The 26,224-nt window shown below is 68.3% G+C and carries 24 protein-coding genes; 4 read left to right on the top strand and 20 right to left on the bottom strand.

Going from position 1 to position 26,224, the window contains the following annotated elements; genetic code table 11:
* Positions 1-99: 99 nt before the first annotated feature.
* A complete protein-coding gene (locus tag VGJ96_12485) occupies positions 100-2,031 on the top strand; it encodes an ABC-F family ATP-binding cassette domain-containing protein (protein HEY3287927.1) in 1,932 nt (643 codons plus the stop codon).
* A 66-nt stretch (positions 2,032-2,097) separates the two neighbouring features.
* Here the strand turns inward: VGJ96_12485 and VGJ96_12480 are convergent, their stop codons facing one another.
* The 11 genes from VGJ96_12480 to VGJ96_12430 form a co-directional block, all read right to left on the bottom strand.
* Complete coding sequence (locus VGJ96_12480) at positions 2,098-4,797, bottom strand: TonB-dependent receptor (GenBank protein ID HEY3287926.1); 2,700 nt, start codon at positions 4,795-4,797, stop codon at positions 2,098-2,100.
* 111 nt (positions 4,798-4,908) lie between these two features.
* The gene (locus VGJ96_12475) at positions 4,909-5,394 is read right to left on the bottom strand and encodes a hypothetical protein (GenBank protein ID HEY3287925.1); all 486 of its coding nucleotides are present in this window, start codon (positions 5,392-5,394) and stop codon (positions 4,909-4,911) included.
* A gap of 70 nt (positions 5,395-5,464) precedes the next feature.
* Positions 5,465-6,235: a class I SAM-dependent methyltransferase gene (locus VGJ96_12470; GenBank protein ID HEY3287924.1), complete on the bottom strand. Its 771-nt coding sequence runs from the start codon at positions 6,233-6,235 to the stop codon at positions 5,465-5,467.
* Positions 6,222-7,097, bottom strand: coding sequence for a hypothetical protein (locus VGJ96_12465; protein HEY3287923.1), 876 nt, complete (start codon positions 7,095-7,097; stop codon positions 6,222-6,224). The genes VGJ96_12470 and VGJ96_12465 overlap by 14 nt, the downstream gene beginning before the upstream one ends.
* Positions 7,098-7,181: 84 nt before the next feature.
* Positions 7,182-8,516, bottom strand: coding sequence for a fumarylacetoacetase (gene fahA / locus VGJ96_12460; protein HEY3287922.1), 1,335 nt, complete (start codon positions 8,514-8,516; stop codon positions 7,182-7,184).
* Positions 8,513-9,379: a hypothetical protein gene (locus VGJ96_12455; protein ID HEY3287921.1), complete on the bottom strand. Its 867-nt coding sequence runs from the start codon at positions 9,377-9,379 to the stop codon at positions 8,513-8,515. Before VGJ96_12455 ends, fahA begins: the two co-directional genes overlap by 4 nt.
* A gap of 33 nt (positions 9,380-9,412) precedes the next feature.
* The gene (locus tag VGJ96_12450; GenBank protein ID HEY3287920.1) at positions 9,413-11,485 is read right to left on the bottom strand and encodes a S9 family peptidase; all 2,073 of its coding nucleotides are present in this window, start codon (positions 11,483-11,485) and stop codon (positions 9,413-9,415) included.
* A gap of 33 nt (positions 11,486-11,518) precedes the next feature.
* A complete protein-coding gene (locus VGJ96_12445) occupies positions 11,519-12,001 on the bottom strand; it encodes a cupin domain-containing protein (protein HEY3287919.1) in 483 nt (160 codons plus the stop codon).
* Positions 11,998-12,735, bottom strand: a complete 738-nt coding sequence (locus VGJ96_12440; GenBank protein HEY3287918.1) for a TerC family protein — start codon at positions 12,733-12,735, stop codon at positions 11,998-12,000. The genes VGJ96_12445 and VGJ96_12440 overlap by 4 nt, the downstream gene beginning before the upstream one ends.
* 65 nt (positions 12,736-12,800) lie before the next feature.
* Entirely contained in the window at positions 12,801-13,817 is a 1,017-nt protein-coding gene (locus VGJ96_12435) for a hypothetical protein (GenBank protein ID HEY3287917.1), read from the bottom strand.
* A gap of 4 nt (positions 13,818-13,821) precedes the next feature.
* Positions 13,822-15,030: a 4-hydroxy-3-methylbut-2-enyl diphosphate reductase gene (locus tag VGJ96_12430; GenBank protein HEY3287916.1), complete on the bottom strand. Its 1,209-nt coding sequence runs from the start codon at positions 15,028-15,030 to the stop codon at positions 13,822-13,824.
* Positions 15,031-15,080: 50 nt separating this feature from the next.
* Here VGJ96_12430 and sthA point away from each other — a divergent pair, with 50 nt between their 5' ends.
* Positions 15,081-16,514, top strand: coding sequence for a Si-specific NAD(P)(+) transhydrogenase (sthA, locus tag VGJ96_12425; GenBank protein ID HEY3287915.1), 1,434 nt, complete (start codon positions 15,081-15,083; stop codon positions 16,512-16,514).
* Positions 16,515-16,523: 9 nt separating this feature from the next.
* Here sthA and VGJ96_12420 read toward each other — a convergent pair whose 3' ends face one another.
* Together VGJ96_12420 and yjjX are read right to left on the bottom strand one after the other, a co-directional pair.
* Positions 16,524-16,943 (bottom strand): thioesterase family protein, encoded by a 420-nt coding sequence (locus VGJ96_12420; protein HEY3287914.1) that lies wholly within the window; start codon positions 16,941-16,943, stop codon positions 16,524-16,526.
* A 112-nt stretch (positions 16,944-17,055) separates the two neighbouring features.
* The gene (yjjX, locus tag VGJ96_12415; protein HEY3287913.1) at positions 17,056-17,622 is read right to left on the bottom strand and encodes an inosine/xanthosine triphosphatase; all 567 of its coding nucleotides are present in this window, start codon (positions 17,620-17,622) and stop codon (positions 17,056-17,058) included.
* 21 nt (positions 17,623-17,643) lie between these two features.
* On the opposite strand from yjjX, the gene VGJ96_12410 reads away from it, so the two are divergent.
* A complete protein-coding gene (locus tag VGJ96_12410) occupies positions 17,644-18,282 on the top strand; it encodes a CGNR zinc finger domain-containing protein (GenBank protein HEY3287912.1) in 639 nt (212 codons plus the stop codon).
* 85 nt (positions 18,283-18,367) lie between these two features.
* Here VGJ96_12410 and VGJ96_12405 read toward each other — a convergent pair whose 3' ends face one another.
* From VGJ96_12405 to VGJ96_12380, 6 genes are all read right to left on the bottom strand, one after another.
* Positions 18,368-18,952 (bottom strand): sigma-70 family RNA polymerase sigma factor, encoded by a 585-nt coding sequence (locus VGJ96_12405; GenBank protein ID HEY3287911.1) that lies wholly within the window; start codon positions 18,950-18,952, stop codon positions 18,368-18,370.
* A 141-nt stretch (positions 18,953-19,093) separates the two neighbouring features.
* Positions 19,094-21,733, bottom strand: coding sequence for a DEAD/DEAH box helicase (locus VGJ96_12400; GenBank protein ID HEY3287910.1), 2,640 nt, complete (start codon positions 21,731-21,733; stop codon positions 19,094-19,096).
* A gap of 215 nt (positions 21,734-21,948) precedes the next feature.
* A complete protein-coding gene (locus VGJ96_12395) occupies positions 21,949-22,296 on the bottom strand; it encodes a hypothetical protein (GenBank protein HEY3287909.1) in 348 nt (115 codons plus the stop codon).
* 212 nt (positions 22,297-22,508) lie between these two features.
* The gene (locus tag VGJ96_12390; protein HEY3287908.1) at positions 22,509-23,585 is read right to left on the bottom strand and encodes an ATP-dependent 6-phosphofructokinase; all 1,077 of its coding nucleotides are present in this window, start codon (positions 23,583-23,585) and stop codon (positions 22,509-22,511) included.
* Positions 23,582-23,818: a SelT/SelW/SelH family (seleno)protein gene (locus tag VGJ96_12385; GenBank protein HEY3287907.1), complete on the bottom strand. Its 237-nt coding sequence runs from the start codon at positions 23,816-23,818 to the stop codon at positions 23,582-23,584. Before VGJ96_12385 ends, VGJ96_12390 begins: the two co-directional genes overlap by 4 nt.
* A 100-nt stretch (positions 23,819-23,918) precedes the next feature.
* Positions 23,919-24,164, bottom strand: coding sequence for a hypothetical protein (locus VGJ96_12380; GenBank protein ID HEY3287906.1), 246 nt, complete (start codon positions 24,162-24,164; stop codon positions 23,919-23,921).
* 157 nt (positions 24,165-24,321) lie between these two features.
* On the opposite strand from VGJ96_12380, the gene VGJ96_12375 reads away from it, so the two are divergent.
* The gene (locus VGJ96_12375) at positions 24,322-24,747 is read left to right on the top strand and encodes a GspH/FimT family pseudopilin (protein ID HEY3287905.1); all 426 of its coding nucleotides are present in this window, start codon (positions 24,322-24,324) and stop codon (positions 24,745-24,747) included.
* Positions 24,748-24,879: 132 nt separating this feature from the next.
* Here the strand turns inward: VGJ96_12375 and VGJ96_12370 are convergent, their stop codons facing one another.
* Positions 24,880-26,220: a DEAD/DEAH box helicase gene (locus VGJ96_12370; protein HEY3287904.1), complete on the bottom strand. Its 1,341-nt coding sequence runs from the start codon at positions 26,218-26,220 to the stop codon at positions 24,880-24,882.
* Positions 26,221-26,224 lie beyond the last annotated feature (4 nt).

Genomic DNA, 26,224 nt, shown 5'->3' with positions numbered 1-26,224 from the left:
ACGGTGGTGTTCCGGCGGGACGTGGCGGACCGTGCCCTCAAGATAACAATGAACGATACCCACTCGGCGCTGACTTGGTCACAGAGGTAAATTCCCGATGTGACCCAGATCACCATGACCGGCGTGCGCGTCGAATTCGGCGCCACCACACTCTTCCGCGATGTCTCCTTTACAGTCACGGAGGGAGAACGTTGGGGAATCATCGGGCGCAACGGCTCGGGGAAGACGACACTCTTCCGACTGATCACCGGTGACCAGCGTCCGACGGCCGGCGCCGTGGCGCGGCCGGGCAACCTGCGACTGGCCCTCCTCGACCAGCACCGCGATTTCGGCGATGCCGTCACCGTCTGGGAAGCTGCGGCGCAGCCCTTCGCGCCGTTGATCGCGCGCGAGGCATCCCTCGCCGAGCAGGCAAACCGGCTTGCCGACATGGGGGAGGATCCCGATCCCGCGGCGCTCGATCGCTACGGGCATGACATGGAGCGTTTCGCCCACGAAGGCGGCTACGATTTCCATGCTCGCGTGGATGCCGTGCTGCAGGGACTGGGCTTCGATGCGGAGGAATCCAAGGTCAAGCGCCTCGCGGTGCTGTCGGGCGGCGAACGCGGACGCGTGGGACTCGCGGCGCAGCTCGTCGCCCCCGCGGATGTCCTGCTGCTCGACGAACCCACCAACCACCTCGACCTCGAGACCACGGCGTGGCTGCAGCAATACCTGCTGGACCGCCGCGGCACGTCGCTCATCATCAGCCACGATCGCGCCTTCCTCGACGAGACCGTGGATCACGTCCTCCACATCGAGGGTGGCACGGCCACGACGTACCGTGGCGGATACTCGGCGTTCGTCACGCAGCGCGCCGAGCGCCGGCTGGCGCTCGAACGGCAGGTGGATCAGCAGCGGAAGTTCATCGCGAAGGAAGAGGAGTTCATCCGCCGCAACATCGCCGGCCAGAACACCAAGCAGGCGCAGGGTCGGCGCAAGCTGCTCTCCCGGCTGCCGCGCCTCACGCCGCCGCCGGGCGAGGACGACGCGATGGCGTTCCGGCTCGAAGTGCGGGAACGCGGCGGCGACCGGGTGGTCTATTGCGACCAGCTTGACGTCGCCGTCGAGGGACGGACGCTGGTGAAGGGATTTCACGCGACGGCCATGCGCGGCGATGTGGTGGCCATCGTCGGCCCCAACGGCGCCGGGAAGTCCACGCTGCTCCGCACGATCCTCGGCGAGCGCAGCCCCACCGCGGGTGAGGCGCGGTTGGGCGGGTCCATCTCGGCGGCGCATTTCCGGCAGGATCTCGCCCAGGTGCCAATGGGCACCACCATCTACGACTGCATCAACGACCTGCGCCCGCTCTGGACGCGAGGGCAGATCCAGGGGCTGCTGGGGGCGTTCGGCTTCTCGGGCGACACGGTGCAGCGACGCACCGACGTCTGCTCCGGCGGCGAACGCTCGCGCCTCGCGCTTGCGATGATCACGCTCTCGCGCGCCAACCTGCTGGTGCTCGACGAGCCGACGAATCATCTCGACGTCGAGTCCATCGAGTCCATCGAGGACGCCCTCGACGACTACGAGGGGACGGTGCTGCTCGTCAGCCACGATCGCGCCTTCCTGCGCGAACTCGCCACGCGCGTCTGGGCCTTCGATGGCGTGCGCGTGGAGGATTTCGCCGGCACGTTCGTGGAGTGGGAGCAGCGGCAGCAGGCGCGCGCTGTCGCGTCGTCGGCCGATGCGGCGCGCGCTGCCACCACCAGGCGCCAGGCTGAGCGCAGGCAGGCACAACGGAGCGCCGACTCGCAGAAAGAGGACCGGGCCTCACGCCGCGACCGGCGGGAAGCCGTGGCCCGCGCTGAGCGCGCGGTGGCTGAGGCGGAAGCACGGATCGAGGCGTTGCGCGCGGAGTTGCACGACCCGTCGCTCTACGATGGCGGCGCGGCCGGCGCGCGGCGCGCCGCGGAGCTCACGCGCGCACTCAAGGACGCCGAGGCGGCGCTTGACGGGGCACTGGACGGCTGGCTGCGCCTGACGTCGGACTGACCGACTCGAACAACGAGGCGGCCGGCACCCACGCGAGTGCCGGCCGCCAGTCGCTGGAGCCACGGCCTACCAGTTGTACGTCAGGCGTGTGTAAATGAAGCGCCCGTTGTAGCCGAAGGGCGTGATGCCGCCGTACGGGAAGATGCCGTTGTTGTCCGTGTTGATCCGGTTCTGCGTCGGGTACTTGTCGAGCACGTTGTCCGCGCCGATGGACCATCGCACCTTCCACGGGGTCTGCCAGCTGAGGCTGAGGTCGGTGATCCACGTCGGCTTGTAGGTGTTGTCGAGCGAACCGTTCGTCGCCGTGCCGCGCGAGACAACTTCGCCGAAACGCTGGGCCCGCAGCAGCGCGCTCCACGACTTCCGCGACCAGTCGAACGATGTGAGGATGTTGTTCTTCGGCTGGCCCACTTCGATGCGGCCGCGCTCGACGCGCCCGAAGAGCGCCTCCGACTGCGTCGACAGCTCGGGCGGCGTCGGCGTCACGCGTGTCACTTCGTTGTTGGTGCCGTTGTACCCGCCCGTCACGCGCAGCGTGCCCGCGCCGCCCAGATCGAGTCCGTAGTTCACGACGACGTCGATGCCGTGCGTCCGCGTGTCAATGGCATTCGTGAAGTAACGCCCACCCGACACTCCCGTCAGCCCCTTCGACGCCAGCAACGCGTTCACCTGCGCGCCGGTGAAGTTCTCGGAGAAGACGATGCGATCGGTGATGGTGATCTGATAGTAGTCCACCGTGAACGACAGGTTCTTCGTCGGCTCGGCGGCGAAGCCCGCGCTGAGGTTGGTGGACTTCTCCGGCGTCAGGTCCTTGGCGCCGAGTACCCGGGCAATCGGGTCGTTCACCGGGAACGTGCGCACCTCGAAGGGCACGCCGTTGATGAAGTTGGTGGCCGTGGAGGAGAAGAATGACTGGTGCAGCGACGGCGCCCGGAAGCCTGTGCTCACCGCGCCACGCAGGTTCAGACCTTTCGCCACCTTCACGCGCGTAGCCAGCTTGCCCGTCGCCGTCGAACCGAAGTCGCTGTAGTGCTCCACGCGCGCCGCGCCAGATAGGAGCCAACCAGCCGTCACGTCGCTTTCAATGTCCGTGTACGCCGCGACGTTCGAGCGGGAGTGCGTGCCGGCGTCGCTGGGACGGAAGCCCGGGAAAACCTGCGAACCGATGGCCGGCTGCTTGCCGGCATTCGGGCCATCGAGGATCTTCACGCCGCCGTCCTTGTACGAATTCGGCTCGCCCGCCGTGATCTCGAACGCGTCGTTGCGGAACTCCGCCCCGATGCCGACGCGCACGGGCCGGCCGGGATTGTATTCCCGGTTCAGGTCCAGGTTGGAGGTGAACTGGCGGAACTCCAGCGCCCCCGCGTCAAAGGACCTCGGGCTCTGGGCGCCCATCGAGGTGTTGAGCGAGTTCTTCACATTGAACCCGAAGCGGTTGCCACCGTACACCGCGCTCAGGTCGTATTTCCACCCCTTGGCGTCGCCCTTGACACCCACGGTGCCGGAAAGGTCGGCAATCTCGGATGCGATGATGGGAAGGAACCCGTTCGGGGCGATGGCGCGCACCGTTCGGTCGTCGAGCGCACGCCGCCAGAAGCCGGCCGCCTCGCCGCGACGCGAACCATAGCCGCCGAAGGCGTAGATCTCGCCGTTCACCGCATCCCATGGCCGCCCGAAGTTGGCAAAGACCGTCGCGTTGTTCGTCGCCGCGTCGCCCAGGCGATGGTTGATCTGGTTGGTATGACCCGGATCTGAGTTCCTCGGGTCACCGCTGAGATACTGCGTACGGGTGTCGGGAAGCGAGCGGTTGGTCCAGCCATGCTGGTTCGCCTCGGCGCCCAGGGTCAGGTAGCCCGTCTGCAGCGGCGCATTCCACGTCACGTTGCCCTTCCACAGCTTCCCGTCCCACAGGGTCTTGCTCACGTGGATGGCCGGGCTTTGACGCCCCGGCTCGAAGTGCGTCATGTTCGTGCCGGCCGTGAACTGCGCCTCATTGGGGGACTTGGCCTTCAGCACGATGTTGATCACGCCGGCGATCGCGTCCGAGCCGTACTGGGCCGAGGCGCCGTCACGCAGCACTTCGATGCGCTCGATCATCGAGGCGGGAATCGCATTGAGATCCACCGCCGCTTGGCCTCGACCGATCGATCCGTTCACGTTGACGAGCGCGCTGGTGTGCCGGCGTTTGCCGTTGATGAGCACGAGCACCTGGTCGGCACCCAGCCCGCGGAGCGTGGCCGGACGCACGTGATCCGTGCCGTCGCCGATGCTCATGCGCGGAAAATTGAATGACGGCGCCACCGCCTGGATCATCTGGGCCGTCTCCGCGCGTCCCGTGGCCGAGATGTCGGTTGCCGGCAGGACGTCGATCGGCGCCGGAGCATCCACAACCGTTCGCTCCTCGGATCGCGAGCCAATCACGGCCACCGCCGACAGTGCCGCCGCGGCCCGAGTCAGCGTGAAATTCATCGTCACCGTCTGGCCGGCGCGAATCGTCACCGAGTCCCGGGCCAAGCCGTAGCCAATGAGCCGGGCGCGCAGCTCGTATCGACCGGGACGCAGGTTGATGCGATACATGCCGTCGCCCCTGGCGATGGCGCCGAACTGCGTGCCGGCGACAGCTACTGACGCCCCTGCCACGGGCTCTCCGCTGGCCGACAGGACCTTGCCGGTGACGGTACCAAGGGTAGTCTGCGCCGCGAGCATTCCGCCGAACCCGGAGATGAGAACCACCGACATCACCAACCGGGACAGAAAATGCCTCATGTCTGACCTCCTGTTTGGGGGGATTGGGAGGAAATGACGACGCGGATCGCGCCGTAGCCTGCCGGCGCGGCATCCTTCCGGAGGCCGCGCAGTCAGTTTGCCGTCAGTTGCCTAATGCGCGTCAGGCCGAAGCTTCTGGTACTGCTCCACCGCATAGCGCAACGCGAGAACCGCCGACGCCTTGAGTTCGTACTCGATGGCCAGCTCACCCAGTTGCGCGGCTGAGTGGCGGCTCATTTTCGCCGATTTCACGTTGCAGGACAGGTGCCGCCGGGCGTATTCACGGCTGGCGTGCCATAGCGTGTTCGCGGCGTGCCACGTGGGCTCGTCAAGGCCGTCACGCGACCCGGATCCAAGCGCCCAATAGCGTTCACATGACTCGCCAAGAATGCGGACACAGAGCACCGAGACTTCGATCACGGCCTCGAGTTCGTCCTCGCCGCATTGCAGGTCCAGGATGCGCCCGATGCGCGCCTGCTGGCGGCAGCACTCGGCTGCAGAGCGGCACAGGTTGTCGGCCGCGCACAGCAGCGTCTGCGATTCCTTGACGACAAGGGCGGCACCGCCCTTCGCATGATTGGCTTTCGCGCTCGGCATACGACGCCTGGTCCGGGGTGGGAGGGGGCCTTTGAACAATTGTTTGAATGCGCGCCCCGAAACAAGCTCCCTAGCGCAAGTCGCCGGCCCGGACATGGAGGGGGAAGGTGACCCGGCGCATCGTCTGCGGGAGCCCCCAGCGCTCCCCCACCGACCGGGCGAACGCTTCCAGGCTGTCCCGGCCCCGTACCGCCAGGCAGCGCTGCACCGCCGACCAGGTCTCGACGTAGCCGAGAAAGGTGGGGAGCGTCATGTCCGCCACCAGGTCGAACGGCGGCACGTCGAGTTCGTCGATGGGCAGCGCGATGGACCGATACCCGTCGTCCACGTGACGGCGCTCGGGTGGCCAGAACGCGCCGATCGTGACCCGGTAGAAGAACTCGACGAGTTCGTCGATCGGGGGCGCGATGGTGCAGAGGGAGTAGCACCAGACCGCCAGCAACCCGCCCGGCTGCAGCACCCGCCGCGCCTCGCCGACGAACGCCTCGACGTTCATCCAGTGCAGCGCCTGCGCCGCGGTCACCAGCTGGGCGCTGCCGCTGTCGAGGCCGCTGTCGTAGGTCGCCACGCGATAGGTGACGCGTGGATGCGGTCGCGCCCGCGCGATCTGCGCCGCACTGGGGTCGGTCGCGACCACGTGGGCAAAGCGCTCCGCGAGCCCGGTGGCCGCCTGGCCATTGCCGGTACCGCAGTCCCACGCCTGCGTCGTGCCCGGCGCGCGCAGCGCGAGGTAGTGGAACAGCACGGCCGGATAACGCGGCCGGAATTTGGCGTACGCCTGCGCCTGCGCCGAGAAATGGTCGGCAAACCCGTCCGGAGCGCGTCCGTCAGGGGCTGGCACGGTCTTCCGCCACGAAGGCCAGTCGATCACCCGTCGGACTGATCGCCAGTCGCGAGATCGCGCGGACCCCGTCTGCCGCCAGGTCGGCAACGACGTCCCAGCGGCCATCCACCCAGGCCAGCAGACGCGACCCGCTGCCGGTGAGCAGCACGCCATCCGGGGTCCAGACGTGGTAGTCGGATCGCGCCGGAGCGAGGGCAATGCGCGATGAATTTCCCGTGTGCAGGTCGAGCGCGGTGATCCAGGCGCCGTCCTTCCCCTGCTGCAGGTAGCTGATGGCATCGCGTCCGGGAATCTTCTGCAGCGCGCGGCCGATGTCGCGCGCCACTACCTCGCTGCTTCCCGTGCGAACATCGGCGATCTGCAGCGTGGCGGGTGGTCCGCCCGGTGTGCCGAGCGGTGCGCCGAGCACGTACAGCCCGAGCGTGACGTCACTCGCCCAGACGTGATATCCCACGGGCTTGATCTGTGCGAACATCAGTACCGGCGCTTCGTCCCCGCGCAGCGCGAACCGCCAGAGCCGCTGCGAGCTGTCGGCTTCGACCCGCACCGTGGAGAAGTGCACGCCGTCGGGCATCGGGGTGGCCGAGTATTCGCTCTCGACCGCCGTCTGCGTCCGGTTGGCGCGCTCTCGGGTGGCGAGATCGACCCGCCAGATGTCGGACGGTCCGTCGCCTTCGATGCGCGTATAGAGGATCGCCTGTCCATCAGGCGTGAACGACGGCTGGTTGTCGTACCCGATGCGCGCGGTGAGGTTTTCCGCGCGCCCCACCCGTGGCACGCCGCGCCCTTCGAGCGACACCAGCCAGATGTCCGTGGACGGACGTCCCTGCGCCAGCGGCGCGGCAAGCGGGACGGCCACGGAACACGCGATCAGAAGGGAACGCCGGATCATGGGGAGACTCCCGTAACGGGGACCTTGGTCAATTCGCGCTACCGCGTGCCATCACGCAAGCGCCGGGCGCACTTCGCCGGCGCATTCGCCAAAACCGATGCGGCGAAATCCGTCGCGCTCGCACCACCCGCGCAGGGTGATCTCATCGCCGTCGTGCAGGAAGCTGCGCGTCTCCCCGGTGGAGAGCGTCACCGGCGACTGTCCGCGAGCCGCCAATTCGAGCAGGCATCCGCGGGAGCCGCGGTCCGGACCGGAAACGGTGCCGCTGGCCATCAAGTCGCCCGGCTGCAGGTTGCAGCCGGCGCTGGCGTGGTGCGTGAGCATCTGCGCGAGCGTCCAGTACATCCCGCTGAAATCACCGCGGCTCAGCCGCTCGGCTGGCGTTCCGGCCGATCGCATGGCCGCGGTGCGGATCCAGACCTCGAGCGTGATCCCGAACCCGCCCGCGGCCTGGTTCGTCGCGTCGTTGAGGTGCGGGAGTGGCGCGGGATCCGCCGGCGCTCGCGCATACGCCGGCGTGCGGAACGGCGCGAGCGCGTCCAGTGTCACCACCCAGGGCGAGACGCTGGTTGCGAAACTCTTCGAAAGGAACGGGCCGAGAGGCTGGTACTCCCACTGCTGGAGATCGCGCGCCGACCAGTCATTCACGAGGCAGAGGCCAAAGAGATGCGCTTCGGCGTCAGCGATCGGAATCACGTCGCCCTGGCGGCTGCCGCGCGCGACGAAGGCGCCCACTTCGAGTTCGTAGTCCAGGCGCGCACTCGGGGCGAACGTCGGCGGCCCGTCCGGGCCGGCCACGACCTGGCCGCGCGGGCGGCGCACCGGCGTGCCGCTGGCGACGATGCTCGAGGCGCGCCCGTGGTAGCCGATGGGAATCCACTTGTAGTTCGGCAGCAGCGGGTTGTCCGGGCGGAACATCGCGCCGACGTTGGTGGCGTGATGCACCGACGCATAGAAGTCGGTGTAGTCGCCGATCTCGGCCGGCACGCGCATGCCGATCACGTCCATTGCCACGAGGATGTCCTGCTGCGCCGCGCGCGCGCGGTTCCCCTCGGCGGTGTCGGCGCGAAGCAGCCGGTGCGCAAGGCGCCGCACGGCGCGCGCATCCTCGCGTCCGAGGGCCATCAGCGAATTCAGCGACCATGACATGAGCGCGGCACGCACCGACGGGTCCACATCGGCGAAGTATCCCGCGTGCGCGGCGGCCAGGCAGTCGAGCACCCGATCGCCGATGGCGATCCCGACGCGCGGCCGCTCCTCGAAGTCATGCCGGAAGACACCGAACGGCAGGTTCGCCAGCGGAAAGTCGGTGTCCGGCGCGTTGGCGCTCTCCACCCACGAGGTCGCCGACGGGTCGTGCGTTTCGTCGAGCTGGGGCTTGGTCACGAGAGGGGCAGGGCCAGAAGGTCGTCCAGCGGTTCGCGGAAGGAACAGGAACCAAAGCTCACGGCGAAATCGGTGCGGACGCGTGCCAGCGCCGCCGTGTCGAGCGTGTGGCCGCGCCAGGTGATACCCGCGTCGCTTACGCGGAAGGCGGTGGCCGTGCGCTCCTCCAGCAAGGCAACCAGCTCCGACGCCGGTACGCCCTGGAAAGCGCACGTTGCCGCCAGGAGCACGTTCAGGTAGCCGAACATCGTGCCTCTGATCGCCGTGGCATCGTACGTCAGGGCGTACTCCCCGCGCAGCGGATGGTGCAGCCCCGCGGTCGCCTTCATCATGACGCCCTGCTGCGCACAGGCCGTGAGGAAGCGGGCGACCTGCGACGCTGTCGGAAACGACTCGGCAGTCACGCCGCCGGTGCGCATCTTCGCTCGCATGCCGTGCGCGGCAAGCGCGGCGATCAGCAGCGCCGGATCGTCCTGCACGGGTATTTCGACGTAGAGCGTCGCGACGGCCGTCAGCGGCGCGAGCGCCCGAACGTCATCCACGGTTGCCGCCCGCGATTCGACAGTGTCGGCGCACGCGAGTCCATCCATGCGCTCATTGAACGCCCGGATGACGTCGGCGTCGGACGCCTGGGCCAGCACCGACAGCCGCCACGGTGAGCCACGAAAGTGCAGTGCCCCCGCATCCTCTAACTCCTCGAGCCGGACCACGGGGACGACGAAGCGCGCGAGCGCCCAGGCGTCGGCCCCGTCCCGATAGGCCGCGTAGTTCGCGACAGCCTCCGACATCGGCAGCGCGGCCGGGGGAAAGAGCCCCGCGTAGTCGATGCGCTCGGTGAGCACCTCACGAAGCGCGCTATTCACCGGCCATCCGCCATCTGCTATTGCCGTGATCCATCACATCTTCGGCCGAGCGTCCAGATACTTGCCTAACCAGCCGTGAACTTCTTTATACCAGAGCTGGCTGTTCTGCGGCTTCAGGATCCAGTGCCCTTCGTCCGGATAGACGACGATGCGCGCGTCGACGCCCTGGCGCCGCAGCGAGGTGAACATTGACAGCCCCTCGGTATAGGGGACGCGGTAGTCGAGCTCGCCATGGATGACCAGCGTCGGCGTCTTGAAGTTCTGCGCGAAGAGGTGCGGCGAGAACTTGCGATATTGCGTGGCCATCGCCGTCGGGTTCCAGAACGGGCCGCCGTATTCCCACTCGGGGAACCAGAGCTCCTCGGTGGCCGCGTACATGTTCTCCAGGTTGAACGGACCGGCGTGCGACACCAGCGCCTTGAAGCGGTGCGTGTGCCCCGCAATCCAGTTCACCATGTAGCCGCCGTACGACCCGCCGGCGGCCGCCATGCGCGTGCTGTCCATCCAGGGGTTCGCCTTGAGCGCCGCGTCGAGCCCCTTCATCAGGTCCACATAGGTCTTGCCGCCCCAGTCCTTGCTCACGCCGTCGGTCAGTTTCTGGCCGTACCCGGTGGAGCCGGTGGGATTGAGGATCACGAGGCCGTAGCCGCCGGTGGCGAACATCTGGTAGTTCCAGCGCGTGCTCCATGCGTCCAGCCATGCCCCCTGCGGCCCGCCGTGGACGAGCAGCAGCACGGGGAATTTCTTCCCTGCCGCGAACTGCGGCGGCTTCATCACGAAGCCGTGCATCTTCACGTTGTTCGACCCGGTGAACCAGAAATCCTCGAGCGGCGGCAGCGTGAGCTGCGCGAGCAGCGCGTCATTCTCGTGCGTGAACTGGCGCTGGTGGCTCACCCCGCTCGCGTCGAGGGTGCCGACCCACACCTCAGCCGGCGCGGCGCCCGACTCGCGGATCCAGGCGACCGTGCCGTTCTGTGCGATCGACAGCTGCGTATTGTTGTGCTCGGTGATGACCGGCTGCGGCGCGCTCGCCTTCCCCGTCGCATCCAGCGTGACGCGGAAGTACTTGTCGCGGCCCACATCACCCGAGAGCACCAGCAGCGACTTGCTGTCCGGCGCGACCACGATGCCGTCGGCGTTGCGATCCCAGGTGGGCAGCACCTCGCGCGTCGTGCCGGTGGCGACGTCCATCGCCATCAGCCGCCAGCGATCAGCCTCGAAGCCAGCGCGGGCCTGCGACGCGTAGTAACCGGTCTTGCCATCCGGCGACGCGACGGGATTCTGGTCGGCCCCCTTGTTCTTGACGGTCGCCAGCCGCGCTTCACCGCCCTCGGCGCTGATCCCGTACAGGTTGATGTCGGTCGACCACGCGTCCTTCGCCCCCTGATCCTTGGCGGTGAAGGCCAGCTGCCGACCGTCCGCGCTGAAGGTGTAACCTTCGCTCCCGCCAAACGGCCCCGGCGGCACATCGTACGTTGCACCGGGAATCAGGTCGCGCAGGTCGCTGCCGTTGGGCTTCACGACGAAAAGGTGCGAACGCGTCCCCTCGTCATACGCGTTCCAGTGCCGGAAGAGCAGGTTGTCGGCGGCATGCGCCTTGACCTTGCTTTCGCTCTTCGACTTGTCCTTGGCCGCGTTGCAGGCGTCATCGCGGCACTCGGGGTAGACCGCGGACACGAAGGCGATTCGGTCGCCGATCGGCGACCAGACGGGGCCGCTGGCGCCGCCCGCGAGACTCGTCAGCTGCTTGCGTCCCGACCCCTCCGAGATAACCCACAGTTGGCCGCCGCTGATGTACGCGATGGATTTCCCGTCGGGTGACCAGCGGGCCTCGCTCGTGTTGGTCTGCGCGTCCGGAAACTGTTCCGCCTTGCCGCCTGCCACTGCTGTCTTGAACGTGCGTGTCGTCCGTCGGTTGGCGGCCAGATCGGTGCTGCGCACCGCGTAGAGCAGCCACTTGCCGTCTGGCGAGAGCTGCGGATCGGACACGATCTTCGCCAAAGCGAAGTCCTCGAACGTGATCGGTCGGCGCGACTGCGCGACGGCCACCGGTGCAACCACGGCGACGGTCAACAGCGCGAACGTCAGGCGACGAAGCAAGGACATGCGAAGCTCCTGCGGCCCAGGCGGCCGCCGAGATCAGAGGTGCGTCAGGAATTCGGGAAACGACTCTTTCAGGCGCGCCGCCAGGTCGGGCATGTCGCGCAGCAGGCGGAAATCCGAGAACTCGAACCCGGGGGCCACCGTGCATCCGGCCAGCGTGTATTCGCCGGTGCAGCGCACCGCCTGCCAGCAGCTGGCGGGGACGACCCGCACCGGCGCACTGTCCGCGCCGACGGGTCCCACGACTTCGTGGCGCGACCGGGTGACCGGCGGATCGAGCAGGAGCAGCTCGAGCGGCGCCCCCTCGTACCAGTGCCAGATCTCGTCCGAGGCGACTCGGTGCCACTTGTTCAGGTCATCGCCGCGCAGCAGGTAATAGATGGTCGTCGCCGCCCAGCGCTCCGACCGGCCGTCGTCGGTGCGCACCATCCGGCGCGACCGGAACAGCTCGCGGTAGAAGCCGCCCTCGGGATGCGGCGCGAGCCCCAGCTCGCGCACCAGGTCGTCGGCGCGGCTCATGGCGTGCTCTGGTGAAGGCGCACCGCGGTGGCCCGCGCGCGCACCTTGATGTTGATGAACTCGACGGCCACCGAGAAGGCCATCGCGAAGTACGTGTACCCCTTCGGCACGTGATACCCGAAGCCCTCGATGATCAGGTTGCCGCCGATCATCACGAGAAACGCCAGCGCCAGCACCTTGATGGTCGGGTGCTTGTCCACGAACTCGGAGATGGGCGTCGAGGCCCACAGCATCACCATCAGCGCGATCACATTGGCCGCGATCATGATGCTGACGTTCTGCACCATCCCCACGGCGGTGATCACCGAGTCGACCGAGAAGACGATGTCCACCACCATGATCTGCGCCACCACGGCCCAGAGCACCGCCTTCACCCTGGCCTCGTGCTGGTGCTCGACCCCTTCGAGCTTCGAGTGGATCTCGAACGTCGCCTTGCCGATCAGGAACAGGCCGCCGACGATCAGGATCAGGTCACGGCCCGTGAAGGCGCGGCCCATCGCCGTGAACAGGCTCCCCGTCAGCCCCATGATCCACGTGATGCTCAGCAGGAAGGCGATGCGGGTGACCAGCGCGCCCGTGAGGCCGAGCCGGCGTGCCTTGGCTTGCTCGCCCTTCGGCAGCTTGCCCGCGAGAATCGCGATGAAGATGACGTTGTCGATGCCGAGGACGAGTTCGAGCGCCGTCAGCGTGAGGAGCCCAATCCACACGTTCGGATCAGCAAGCCAGTCAAGCATGGTGTTGGAAGATGTAGTGAATGGTGGTGGCGCTGCCGTCCGCAGGCGGCTCGCCGGTCTCTAAGCTACCGCGACTCCGCGGGTGGCGGGACGTCGCCGCCCGACCACGTGACCGTCCAGCGACGGGTGGCCCCGGCCTCGATCCAATGTGCCCCTTCCCAGGCGCCGAGCGCATCGCTCAGCGTGCCGGGCGCGCCAATGGCGGGCTCGAAGCCGAGGTTCAGGTATGGCGCGGGCTTCCGCCACGGCAGCCACGAGGTGCGCGGCAGCGGATTCCAGCCGCCGTGGTTGATCCACAATCCCAGGTGCGGCACGTCTTCCGCCTGCACGCTCGCGGTCAGCTGTTCATTCCCCTCGAGCACGCGCAACGCGCGCGCCCCCGGCGGCAGGTCCATGTGCAGCATGCAGGCGAACGGCTTCTTCCACGCCCGCCCCGGCGCCGAGAGGTCGAGCAACTGCCCGCCGCTGCGCAGGCGCGGCCATCGGTGTTCGGCGGCCGCGCCCCCAAGGTCGATGCCGTGCTGCGCCGAGACGCGCACGCGCGCGCCCTCCGGCAGCTCGAGGCGCGTGCGCGGTCCGAGATGCAGCAGCGGATGCGCCGCCCAGAGGAACGGGATCTTCTGGTCGCCGAGATTCACCGCGGCGTACTCGCACCGCACGTCGCCCTGCGGCGTGACGATGACCGTCCGCTCGAAGCGGTAGGGCAGGCACTCCCCCTGCCAGACGATGTGCGCGCGGTGACCGTCCGCGCCGGTGGTGAGCGTCAGCGTCGGCCGCTGCGACCAGAGCTCGCCATGGTCCGGCAGTTCACGCCCACCGGCGCCGCGCACCAGCGACGGCAGCGCGCACGCCCCGGTGGTCGGAAAGCACTCGTCAAGACCGCCGCTGTCGGCGGTCAGCACGTATGACGCGCCGGCAACAGGCGCACGGAACGGCAGTTGGGGATTGCGCCACAGCCATTGCCGGTCGCCGAACCAGAGCTCGGCGATCTTGCCACCGAGCGCGGGGATGATCACGACCCGCGCATGTCCGCCGCGCAGTTCGACGCTGCCAAACGAGGGCGGGGACGCGGGAGCCGTCACCGGCTTACGTGAGCGTGCTGAGGTCGATGCCCCGCGTCGCGAAGACGCGGGCCACGGCATCGCCGATCTTGTTGTTCGGCGTGCTCGCGCCCGCCGTGAGTCCCACGGTCACCGGCCCCGTGCCGAGCCAGGCCGCCGCCTCGAACTTCTCGCCCGTCACGGGGTCGCGCGCCTGGATGGTGCCGCGCTCCGGATCGATGCAGAGCGCGTCCTCCACGTGGTACGTCCGCACGCGCTCCGAGCAGAGCGCGGCCAGCGAGATCGTGTTGCTCGAGTTGTAGCCGCCGATCACCAGCATCACGTCGGGCGGGTCCTGCAGCATGGCGTTCACCGCATCCTGGCGGTCCTGCGTGGCGCTGCAGATGGTGTCGAAGGTCCGGAAGTTCGCCGCGCGGAATGCCTCGCCCTTGGCGTCCGCCATCGCCCGCCCCACCACCTCGCCAATCGCCAGCGACTCGCGCGCCAGCATCGTCGTCTGGTTGGCCACGCCGAGGCGGGCCAGGTGCACGTCGGGATCGAAGTGGGCGCTGGCCGCCTTGCCGTACTTGGCCAGGAAGGCCGTCCGGTCGCCTCGCCCCGCGATGTACTCCGTGACGTCGTACGCCTCGTCCATGTTGCGCACCACCAGGTACGTCCCGCCTGGGAACTTCTCCACCTGCGACGCGGTCGCCCGCGTCTCCTCGTGGTAGTACTTGCCGTGAATCAGCGACGTGAAGCCGTCGCGGGCATACGATTCGACGCGCTTCCAGACATTGAGCACCGAGCCGCACGTGGTGTCGACCACCACGCACCCCTTCCCGCGCAGCGTCTGGAAGTCGGTGATCGTGACGCCGAACGCGGGGAGGATCACGACATCGGCCGCGGTGATGCCGGAGTAATCGAAGCCGTCGGGACCGGGCATCAGGATCTCGATCCCCATGTCCCTCAGCCGGTGGTTGACGTGCGGATTGTGGATGATCTCGCCGACCAGGAAAACCCGCCGGTCGGGGAACTTGTGGCGCGTCTGATACGCGTACTCCACCGCCCGCTCCACGCCGTAGCAGAACCCGAACTCGTGCGCCAGCCGCACGGTCACGTCGCCGGCGGTGAGCCGGTACTCCCGCGCTCGCAGCAGATCCACGATGTGGCCGGCATAGTCGGCCGAGAGCGTTGCCTCGACGTCCTGCTTGAGGCCGAAGCCCTTGCGGAAGTAGGTGGCGTCGGGGGCGTTCATGCCCGAAATCTAGTGGACACCAAGCGGTTCCGGGGGCTAGTCTCTAGGGGATGACAGAGCACTTCGATCTCGTCGTGGTGGGCGCCGGCCCCGCTGGAGAGAAAGGGGCCGCGCAAGCCGCGTACTTCGGCAAGAAAGTCTGCCTCATAGAGCGCGCGCCCAAGCCGGGTGGCACCGCCGTGAACAACGGCACCATCCCGGCCAACACGCTCCGCGAATCGGCGGTCCTGCTCTCGGGACTCCGCCGCAAGGGACTCTACGGCGTGGAGTTCCACGTCCAGCCCGACCTCTCGGTCGCCGACTTCATGCAGCGCGAGCGTCAGGTGATCGAGACGGCGTGGCGCGAGATCGAGGAGAACCTCGCCCGCCACGAGATCACCGCCGTCCAGGGCAGCGCGCGCTTTACGAGCCCGCAGGCGCTCGAGGTCACGCGGCATGGCAGTCCCGCGCGCAGCATCTCGGGCGATGTCTTCCTCATCGCCTCCGGCTCGCGACCGTGGCGCCCGGCGGACGTTCCGTTTGACGAGTCCGTCATCCTCGACAGCAGCGGCATCCTCACGATGCCCACCATTCCGCCGCGACTGCTCGTCGTCGGCGGCGGCACCGTCGGCTGCACCTACGCCTGCATCTTCGCCGCGCTCGGCGCGCAGGTGACCATCGTCACGTCGCGGGAGCGCCTGCTCGCGCAGTTCGAGCACGAGGTGGGCGACGCGCTGCGCCAGGAGATGACGCGCCGGCTCGGCGTGCACGTCCACCTGGGCGTGGATGTCACGCGCATCGACGCGCAGGGCGGACTGGGTTACGTGACCATCGCCGACGGCACGACGCTCGTTGCCGAGGCCGTGCTGTACTGCGCGGGACGGGAGGGCGCGACGGCCAATCTTGGGCTCGAGAACGCCGGCGTCTCCGCGAATGCCCGCGGGTTCATCGTGGTCGACGACAAGTACCGGACGAGCACCACGCACATCTACGCCGCCGGTGACGTCATCGGGTATCCCGGGCGCGCGTCGGTGGCGATGGAGCAGGCACGGGTGGCCATGTGTCACGCGTTTGGCCTGCGATTCAAGCAGGCCGTGTCGTCCATCATTCCCTACGGCGTCTGGACGATTCCCGAGGTGGCGAGCGTTGGCCTGTCCGAGTCGGAGGCCCGCGCGCGCGGGCTTGCCTGCGAGATTGGACGGGCCGAGCTGGCGCACAACGCGCGCGGCTCGATCCTCGGCGAGTCCACCGGCTTCGTGAAGCTCGTCTTCAATCCGGAGGACCAGCAACTGCTCGGCGCCACGATCGTGGGCGAGGGCGCGTGCGAGCTCATTCACGTGCCCAGCGCGGTGCTCGCGCACGGCGGCTCGCTCGACTACTTCATCCAGGCCGTCTTCAGCTATCCCTCGCTGACGGAGGCGTTCAAGTACGCGGCGTACGACGGGCTGCAGCGCGTGCAGAAGAGCATTCGACGGTCGGGCGGGCTTCCGAGGGAACGCGCGTAGGGACCGCGCTCAACCCTCGCTTACGTACTTCGCGATCTTCGACCGCACCTCGGCCGGGATCGGATACTTCATCATCGTGTCCTTGTGGACGCAGACGACCGTGAGCGTCCCCGAGGCGCGGTGGGCACGGTCGCCGTCGCGATAGACCTCGAAGCGCATCGTCAAGGACGTCTCGCCGACACGCGAGAACCACGCCTCGATCTCCACCACCTCGTCCATCTGCGCCGGCGAGTGGAACTCCACCTGCAGCGCCTTGCGTGGCAACCAGACACCGCCAGTCTTGCGCAGCGTCTCATACGGCAGCTCGCACGCCCGGAACATCTCGTGCTCAGCCACCTCGAACAGCCGCAGATAGGTGCTGTAGTGGATGATGCCGAGCGGGTCGCAGTCGGACCAGCGGACGCGGTCGGTGATGCTGAAACGGGACATGAGCAGTAAAGGGGATGGGGTAGGGGCGAAGGAACGGGGAGGAGTGCAGGAACGAGATGGGACGTGGGGGAGGTGGCTTCTCGTCACTCGTTACCACCCTCCTCTCTCGTCCCTAAGCCCCTACCCCCTCCACCGTTCCGCTGTCGTAAAGCCTCGGCCCAAGTATCGGCGCCAGCGCATACGCCAGGATGGTCTCGTATGCCTCCTGCCGGTTCACCAGGCCCTCCGTCAGGATCCCCACCGCACCGGCGCCGTGCTTGATGTTCCGCGTGCCGATGAGTTGGTCGATGGCGTGACCCAGTTCCACGCCGTCGCGAATCAGCACCGCTACCGCGTCGGGGAGCGGCATCGAGAGCGAACCGCCTACGTGCGGCACTCCGGCGCGCGGCACGACGACGGCCCAGGCGCAGGTGCGCATGCCGTCCGGCGCGTCCACCACGCCGCCTTCGATGCCGACCCCCAGGTCCGCGTCGAGGGCCGCGCGCGCCGCGCGCGCGCGGTTCGCGGCGCCCTCGATGGTCTGGGCATCGCCCATCGGCTGGTCGGGGACGCCCGACGCGACGGCGATCCCGTCCACGTGCACGCGCGGTTCGAGCCGTTGGAAGACGGCCCGGACGGCGGCGAGTTTCACCGGATTGGTGGACCCGACCGCCACACGATGGATGTTGGAGAGAGGCACGAGATGTAACTTAGGCGCACGATGCCTCGCGCGAGAGCTCCGTTCACCGCCGGCCGGCTATGGCTCGACTTCGTCAATACCGACGAGGCCCCGCGCCATCGGCAGCCGGATGCCCTGAACTCGTTTGACGGCTACCTCGCCTGGCTCGAAGCGACGGGTCTCGTGGATCCGGCGCGCCGCGCCGCGCTGCAGCGACGCGCACTCGAGCAGCCGGCCAGCGCCACCGCCGCGTTGCACGAAGCCCGGCGCATCCGCGGCGCGCTGCGTCCGCTCGCCGAGCGCGGGCGGCAGGCGTCGGAGCGCGTGACGCAGGCGGCCGTACTCGAAATCAACCGTGTCCTTGGTCGGTCGACCGGCGTGCGCCGCATCGCGTACGATCCCCGCGATGCCTCCTTCTCGCGCGCGTTCGTGCCGGCGGGCGATGCCTTTGCGGTGCTCGTCATTCCTGTCGTGGAGAGCGCGGCCGACACGCTCGTCACCGGCGAACTGGACCGCGTGCGCCGCTGCGCCGCGGAGCCGCCCTGTCCGCGCGTCTTCCTCGACACCAGCCGCAGCGGACGTCGCCGCTGGTGCGACATGCGCACGTGCGGCAATCGAGCAAAAGCCGCCCGTCACCGGGCGGCCTCCAGAAGCGATCGGCGGACGCCACCGACGGCGTGAATCCCGTGCCGGCCGCTGCGGCGCGTGCCGATCCGTGTCTGTGCCGTAGCGCGTGCCGTTCCGTTACCGTGCCTGTGCCCCAGCGCTACGCGCTGATATACCCCATCTCCCGCGCGTAGTCGCGCAGCCGGTTCTGCAGCAGACGGCGTCCGCGAAAGAGGCGCGACTTCACCGTCCCCTCCGGCACGCCGAGCACCCGCGCGATCTCGGCATAGCGCAGGCCGTGCACGTCGCTCATCACGAGCGCGCTGCGGTACTCCTCGGGGAGTTCGCCGATGGCGCGCACCACGGTCTCGTCGATGAAGGAGTCGTAGAACGTCGCCTCCGGATTCTCGTCGGACGCCGGCTCCAGGCGGTTGAAGCCGTCCTCGGACTCCGGCATTGGCACTTCCCGCGCGTCGAGGCGGCGCTTGCGGCTGACGAACGCGTGGTAGAGGATCGTGAAGAGCCAGGCGCGAATGTTCGAGCCCAGCTCGAACTGCCGCCACCGCTGGAACGCCCGCAGCATGGTGTCGCTGACCAGATCTTCGGCTTCCTCGCGAACCTTGGTCAGCTTGAACGCAAAGCTGTAGAGCGCATCCAGCTGCGCCATCGCTTCGATGTCGAAGCGCTCCGGCCGCTCATCGAGCGAGGTGGTCCTGGTGTCGCCGCCGAGAACTGCACTAGCCATCATCGTCGCCACGATCTCTCCCAAGCGAATCGTTAGGGGAGAAATTGCGTCGATTTGGCTCTTACGTCAATGGTTTGTCCAGATATTTATGAAGATTTCTTGGACAATACGCTGACAGAAACTGCTACAGCCTGCGTAAGTCTATTTACCCCTTCGCTTTCCGCGTCCTGCTGGCGAACCTGGACGGTGTCGTCCGGCCCCTGCGGAATCGCCGCCCAACGGTCCCTTCCACGGCTTCCCGCCCCGGGACTCGCCCCGCGAATCGCCCCGCGACTCGCCGCGCGACTCGCCGCGCTGCTCGCCACCGCGGAAACCGCCCGGGCGACTGCCATCACCGCGTCCGCGTTCACCGCCCCCGCGCGACCCGCCACGCCCCCGCCCGGCACGATCTGACCTCCCGCTGCGGTCCGCCTGGCGACCGGCGTTCCGTGATCGCTCGTCGTCGGTAAATGGATCGTCCAGCCGTTCCTGCAGCTCATCGAGCGTCGCCGCCTTCACCGCCCCGCGCGCGCCGCGTATCACGGTGAAACGCACCGGGCGATCGAGCGCCGGCAGTTCCTCCGCCACCAGGTTGCGCGCGACCTTCTCCGGCAGGCGCAGCCGCGCCACGCCCAGCACGCCATCCGCCGTCTCCTCGACCTCATAGTCGATCGGCACCGCGCGGTCGCGAACCTCCACCGCGCCCGGCAGCCGCTTCAGGCGCTCACGCTCGGCGTGCGGCACGAAATCATCAGGGTCGAGCAGCGCGCGCGCCGCGCGCCACTCCGGCACATCGCGAACACCGGCGATGGCGCGCTCATACCAGGCGGTGAGTTCGGCGAGCCCCAACTTGGGCGTCCGGCCGCCGCTGCGCCGATAGGCCTCGCGCACTTCCTCGATCCCCTGCCGGTTCTTCTGCACCGACGCATGGTGCGCCTCGCCGCGCGCCATCGCCTCGGCCAGCACGCGGCGCGACTCCACTTCGAGCCCCGGCGGAAACGCCTGCACGGGCTCGCGCTCGCGCGACAGCTCGAACCCGAAGAATGTCACCCGCCGTTCGAGCGCAAGCGGCGATTGCTTGTGCCGGCTGTCAAAGGTCAGCGCCGGCGCGTGAGCCGTCGCGTGGCGCCGCACGAGATCCTTGGAGAGCTGCGTCCCTTCCACCGCGGCGCGCGGCACGCCCCAGCGGTCCGCGAAATAGCGCAGCGTCCCGGCAATGGCTCCCCACGTCCCGCACACGCTCGTCTTCGAGACGCGCGCTTCGTCACCCCACGCGGTCTGTTCGTCGATCACCAGGTCGAACGGCATCACCTCGGCCAGCAGTGCGCGGAATCTGCGGTCGATCTCCGGCGAGACCGGCGGCATCTTCGTCGGCAGGGAAAGTCCCGTCGCGCGATAGATGCTTGCCATCGCCAACGCCGCGTCCTCGAGCGCCTTCACCAGCACGCCCCGCCGCTCGGCCCACGTGCTCACGCTCTCGTCGAAGAGCTGCCGCGGCAGTCCATACACCTCGCCCAGGAAGCCGCACCGCGTGAACGCCTCGGCGTACACGTTGTACGACGTCAGGTGATCGCTGCCGGCGACGATGAGCCCCGACAAGTCGCGATCCTCGCGCGTCATCCGGTGCAGGCTCTCGATGCTCGCCATCACCGCGACGTACGGCAGCAGGTCGTCGTCGCAGTGCACGAGCAGCTCGGCCCACGGACGGTCCACCGGCATCGCCTCGACCTTCGCGCCGTACGTCGTGAGCTTGCCGTTCTCGACGATCCCTCGCTCCTCGAGGAACTCGAGCGCGCACCGGTAGCTCACGCGATCGAGCGGCACCGGCAGTTCCAATTCGTCGGCGCGCACGCCGAGGGCGGCGCAGGTGAGCGCCACCCGCTCGCTGTCGCCGGCCAGCTGGAACTCCGGAGCCGTCGGCTGCAGCGCCTCGAACTGGATGTCGCGGTCGCTGAGGATGAAGACGCGCCCGCCCTTCACGCGGCCGTGGACGCGCCCGGCCATCTGCAGGATCTCGTTGGCGCCGAGGTGCAGGCGGGTGAGCACGTTCTTGCCGCGCTCCACGAGATTCGTGAAGCGCGTGTCGTCAATGATCACCGTGTCGAGCCCCTGCACGTTGAGGGCGCTCTGCCCGGCCGCGGTCATCGCCAGCAGGAATGGCTTGGGTTCCTGCCCCTCGAGGAACGGGCGAATCACGCGAATGGGTTCGCCGCCGTGGTAGAACGCGACGTTCATCCGGGGGAAGCGGCCCTGCACCATCGCCGCCGCCTGCTCCACGCCGGCGCGCGTCGGCAGGAAGACGCCGACGCCGCGCCGTTCCTTGAAGACCCGATTCAGGAACCGGTCGTCGAGGAAGTCGAGCGGCGCCTGGCGAATCACCTCGACGTCGGCCGCCTTGGACGGGTCGAAGGCGCTGCTCTCGATGACTTCGTCCGCGACCAGATAGCGTGCGTAGAACGCCGGATCCACCGTTGCCGACAGCCAGATGAAGCGGCATCCGACGCGCTTGCCAAGGGCGAGGCAGAGTTCGAGTTCCGCCGACGTCTGGTGGATTTCGTCCACCACCAACGTGTCCTGCGGCCGGATGTCGCCGTCCTGGAACCACCGACGGGCAATGCCAGTGGTGACGATGATGACATTCCAGGTGGGCGTCTCGGGGGTCGCCTCGCGCTCGCGGTTGATGACGCCCACCCGCAGGTCGTCGGTGGCAAGCATCACCTGCGCGATGGGCTTGATGCTGAGGGTCTTGCCGGTGCCGGTTCCCGCGACAATGCCGAAGCCCGGACGTTGTCCCGCCCGCACGCCTTCTCGCGTCAGGCGATCGGCCAGCGCCCGCAGGCGTTCACCGTGGCTCTTCCAGAGGACGGTCTCGATGTCGAGCGTGAATCCCAGCTCGATCGTCTCGCACGCCGCGCGGGTCGGTGCGATGACAATGATGCGTCCGCCGGTCCCGCTGCGAACGAAGGTGTCGCGATCGCGCGGGAGATACGGGTCCGTGACGGGGCGCAGGGGCTGGTTTACTGCGGCATCTCCGGTTTGCGTCGCACGGGCTTTGCCGTGGTGTCCGACGTGCGCGCGCGCGGTCCCTCGCGCGCACGGGGCTCGTCGCGCACGCTGTCGTCGCGGTTGCCGCGCGCCCGGGTGTCGGGGGCGAGCTGCCGGACGGGCACCTTGCCCGACCGCCGGGCGAACGGTTCCATCTCCATGGGCTCGCTGCGCCGCGGCGGACCGAAGACCACGGCGGCATTGGACGGCCGGTTCCGGATGGCGTTCGCACAGTCGGTGGGCGCCGGCTGTTGCGACGCCGGGACGCCGTCAATCCACAGGCGGCAGAGGCCGGCCGGAGGCGTGAACGATCCCGGCACGCGTGGCGGCGAGGGCCGCTCGCGTGCCTCCTGCGCCGCCACGGCGGACGACAGGAGCAGAGCCGGGATGATCCAGATGAAACCCTTCAGAACTGCCTCCCCAGACGGGCGTTGTCTCGCCCAGTGGACGATCGAGCGCCTCGCGGCGCCACCTTCGTCAATTCGTACCCGGCGCTCGTGGTGCGGATCCACGGACGTCCTGTCCTACACCGCTAATCCCCGAACGAAATCCCGATCCGCCGCGCCGTGCGCACCACGTCGTGCGTGGGATCCACGCGCTTGTGCGACGTGATGGCGTCGACAATGGGGATCGGCACGATGTGCGGCGTCTGCAATGCCACCATGTGCCCCCACTTGCCGTTCGCCACGGCCTCGGTGGCCGCCCCGCCAAAACGGGTCGCCAGCAGGCGGTCGTATCCGGTAGGCATGCCGCCCCGTTGCAGGTGTCCGAGCACCAGCGAACGGCACTCCTTGCCGGTGCGGGCCTGGATCGCATTGGCGATCCGTTCCGCCACGCCTCCCACCCGCTTGGCCTGTCCCGGGAGCGACTCGCCGAGGCTCCCCTGCTCGCCCTCGAATTGCACGCCTTCCGCGACGACGACGATCGCGAACTTCTTGCCCTGCGCGTCCCGCGTCATGATGTGCGCACAGACCTTGTCGAGATCCCACGCAATCTCGGGAATGAGGATCACGTGCGCCTGGCCGGAGACGCCCGAATGCAGCGCAATGAAGCCGCAGTCGCGCCCCATCACCTCGAGCACGAGCACGCGATCGTGGCTGGACGCCGTGGTATGCAGCTTGTCGATGGCTTCCATCGCGGTCGTCACGGCCGTGTCGAAGCCGAAGGTCGTGATGGTCCCGCTCACGTCGTTGTCGATGGTCTTCGGCACGCCGACAATGCGCACGCCCTTCTCGAACAGCTTCTGGGCGATGGCCAGCGAACCGTCCCCGCCGATGGTGATGAACGCCTCGATGCCGAGATTGCGCGCGTTGTCGATCAGTTCGTCGGAGCGGTCCACCTCGAGGTACGTGCCGTCGGGCTGGCGCACGGGATAACTGAACGGATTGCCGTGATTCGTGGTCCGCAGGATCGTGCCGCCGAGGTGGGCGATGCCGCGCACGGTGTCGGCGGTGAGCGGAATCACCTCATCCTCGCCGAGCAGTCCCATGTAGCCGCGCTTGATGCCAAGCACGTGCCAGCCGCGATCGAGGGCGGACATGACGGCGGCGCGGATCACCGCATTCAGGCCGGGGGCGTCGCCGCCGCCGGTGGAAATGGCGATTCTCATGTGGTCACTGAGTGAGCGCGAAGAAGGCCCAGCACCTCGCCCGGCTGCGCATGCCGGCCAAGGACAGACTTCTCAAACACGGCCGTGCCGTCGACGGATACCTCGAACCGTCCGCCGCTGCTGGGCTGCAGCGAGACGTCGGCGTCCGGAAACTGTTCGCGAATCGCGGCCGCCAGACTGACGGCCCGGGGTTCGTAGTTTCAAACGACGCAGAACTCGATGTTGACGTGCATCGTTCCTCCTGTGGCGCTGAAATCTAGGGGGGCGCGGCGGGGCGCGCGAAGCCGCCCGAAGCTGCGCGGCTGCCGCACGGCTGCCGCATGGCTGGCCCGACTAGGGTGTCGGCACGCCGTTCACGGCGGCCAGCCGCCTGATCAGCGTGTCCTGTTTCGCCGTGACCGTCACCAGCGAGTCGACCGTGGTGGACATGACCGACATCTGGTCCTGCATCGCCACGATGGCATCGGACATCTGCTGCAGATGTTCCGCCACGGCGGCGTCGGCTTCTGGCGAGCGGCAGCCGGCGGCCAGGGCCAGGACGGCCAGCGCCGCGCAGCGGCGCAGTGCGGCAGGAAGCATGGGGAGTCTCCGGTGTGACACGTGGATGCGATGCGTGGCGCGCAATATCGGGCGGTGCGTGGCGCTCGATTGGTGACGCCCGCCGGCGCGTTGGCTCCAAAATGTGCTCGGGGCGCGCGCCGCGCACGTGCGGCGGCGGTCCCTTCGGAGAATCTCAATGCGCCGCGCCCACACCCTCCCGGAACTCGCCCTCACGCTGGCCTTGCTCGCGATCATCGCGGCGACCGCCGTCCCCCGGGTCTTCGACCTTGCTGCCCGCTGGCGGGTGCGGGCCGCCGTCGGCGACGTCGTGAACGCGCTCGTGCTGGCGCGTGAGGCGGCGCTCGCCCGTGGCACCGTGGCATCGTTCGTGATCAACGCGGCGCGCGGCGAAGTCGTCGTCACCTGTGCCGGCGACACCATCGTGCACCGGGCCGTGGGCGCGGTGCACGGCGTCACGTTCGCCGCGAGCGGCGACTCCGTCCGCTACGCCCCCGACGGTCTCGCCACCGGGGTCTCCAACACCACCGTGCTCGTGGCGCTCGGAGCGCACGTCGATTCGGTGGTCGTGTCGAGGCTGGGGCGGATCAGGTGGACGGAGTAGGAGAGAGACAACAGAGAGACAACAGACAAACAACAGAAAGACAACAGAGGCCCGGCGTCTCCTCGACACCCCGACCTCTGTTGTCTCTCTGTTGTCTGTCTGTTGTTTGTCTGTTGTCTCTCTTCGGAACCTTTAGGTTCCGAAATCGTACCCCGGCACCGACCGCCGCGGGATTTCCTGGTTGATCGTGCGCTCGATGGTCTTCACCATCGCAATCTCGTCGGCGCACATGAACGTGTACGCATCACCGGTCTGCGCCGCGCGCCCGGTGCGCCCGATGCGGTGCACGTAGTCTTCGGCCTGTTGCGGCACGTCGTAGTTGATCACGTGCGAGATGCCCGAGATGTCGAGGCCGCGCTGCGCGATGTCGGTGGCCACCAGCACGCGCGTCTTCCCTTCCTTGAAGCGCAGCAGAGCCGACTCGCGCTGCGACTGCGACTTGTCGGCGTGCAGCGCGTCGGCCTCGATCCCCGCTCCTTCCAGGTGCCGCACGACGCGGTCGGCGCCCTGCTTGGTGCGCGTGAACACGAGGACGGAATCCATCTCGGACTGCTTGAGCAGTTCCGCCAGCAGCTCCGCCTTGCGCTGCTTCGGCACGGGGTAGACGTAGTGCTGCACCGTCGTCGCCGCGCTCGAGCGGCGCCCGACCTGCACGACCACCGGCTTGCGCAGATACTTGCGCGCCAGGGCCTCCACCTCGGGCGGCATCGTCGCGCTGAAGAGCAGCGTCTGCCGGTACGGATGAATGGTCGCGACGATGCGCTGGATCTGCGGCGCAAACCCCATGTCGAGCATGCGGTCGGCCTCGTCGAGCACCAGCACCTCGAGGTCGTCGAAGCTGACGTTCTGCTTCTCCAGGTGGTCGATGAGCCGCCCGGGCGTCGCCACGACCACATCCACTCCGCCGCGCAGCGCCGTGACCTGGATTTCGTACCCGACGCCGCCATACACCGACACGACCTCGAGCCCCGCATACTTGCCGTACTTGCGGAACGACTCTTCCACCTGCTGGCACAGCTCGCGCGTCGGCGTCAGGATGAGCGCGCGCGTCCGGTGCGGACCGTCGAGCAGGCGCTCGATGATCGGGATCGAGAAGCCGGCGGTCTTCCCGGTGCCGGTCTGCGCGAGTCCCATCAGGTCGCGTCCCTTGATCGCCAGCGGGATGGCCTGCCGCTGGATCGGCGTGGGGTGCGTGTACCCCGCGTCGACGATCGCGCGCAGGACCGTTGCGTGCAGCCCGAGATCGGCGAAGCTGCCGCCCTCATCGGCGATCGCCGCCGCTTCGGCCTGGGCGAGCGTGAGATGCTCGACGGCCGGCGGCTGCTTCGCCAGCTGCTTCGCGGGCTGCTTCACCGGCTGCTTCGCGGGCTGCTTCGGCTTCACGGCGGCGCGAACACCGGCCGCAACTCGCCCCGTCGCGCGCACGCCGGCCGGGCGCGCAGGCGTCTTCTTCTTCGGCTTGTCTGTGGTCACTCCC

This window comes from Gemmatimonadaceae bacterium (assembly GCA_036504815.1).
Lineage (GTDB): Bacteria > Gemmatimonadota > Gemmatimonadetes > Gemmatimonadales > Gemmatimonadaceae > PNKL01.
The sequence above is the reverse complement of the archived record's forward strand: the minus strand, read 5'-3'. Positions and strand labels throughout refer to the sequence as shown.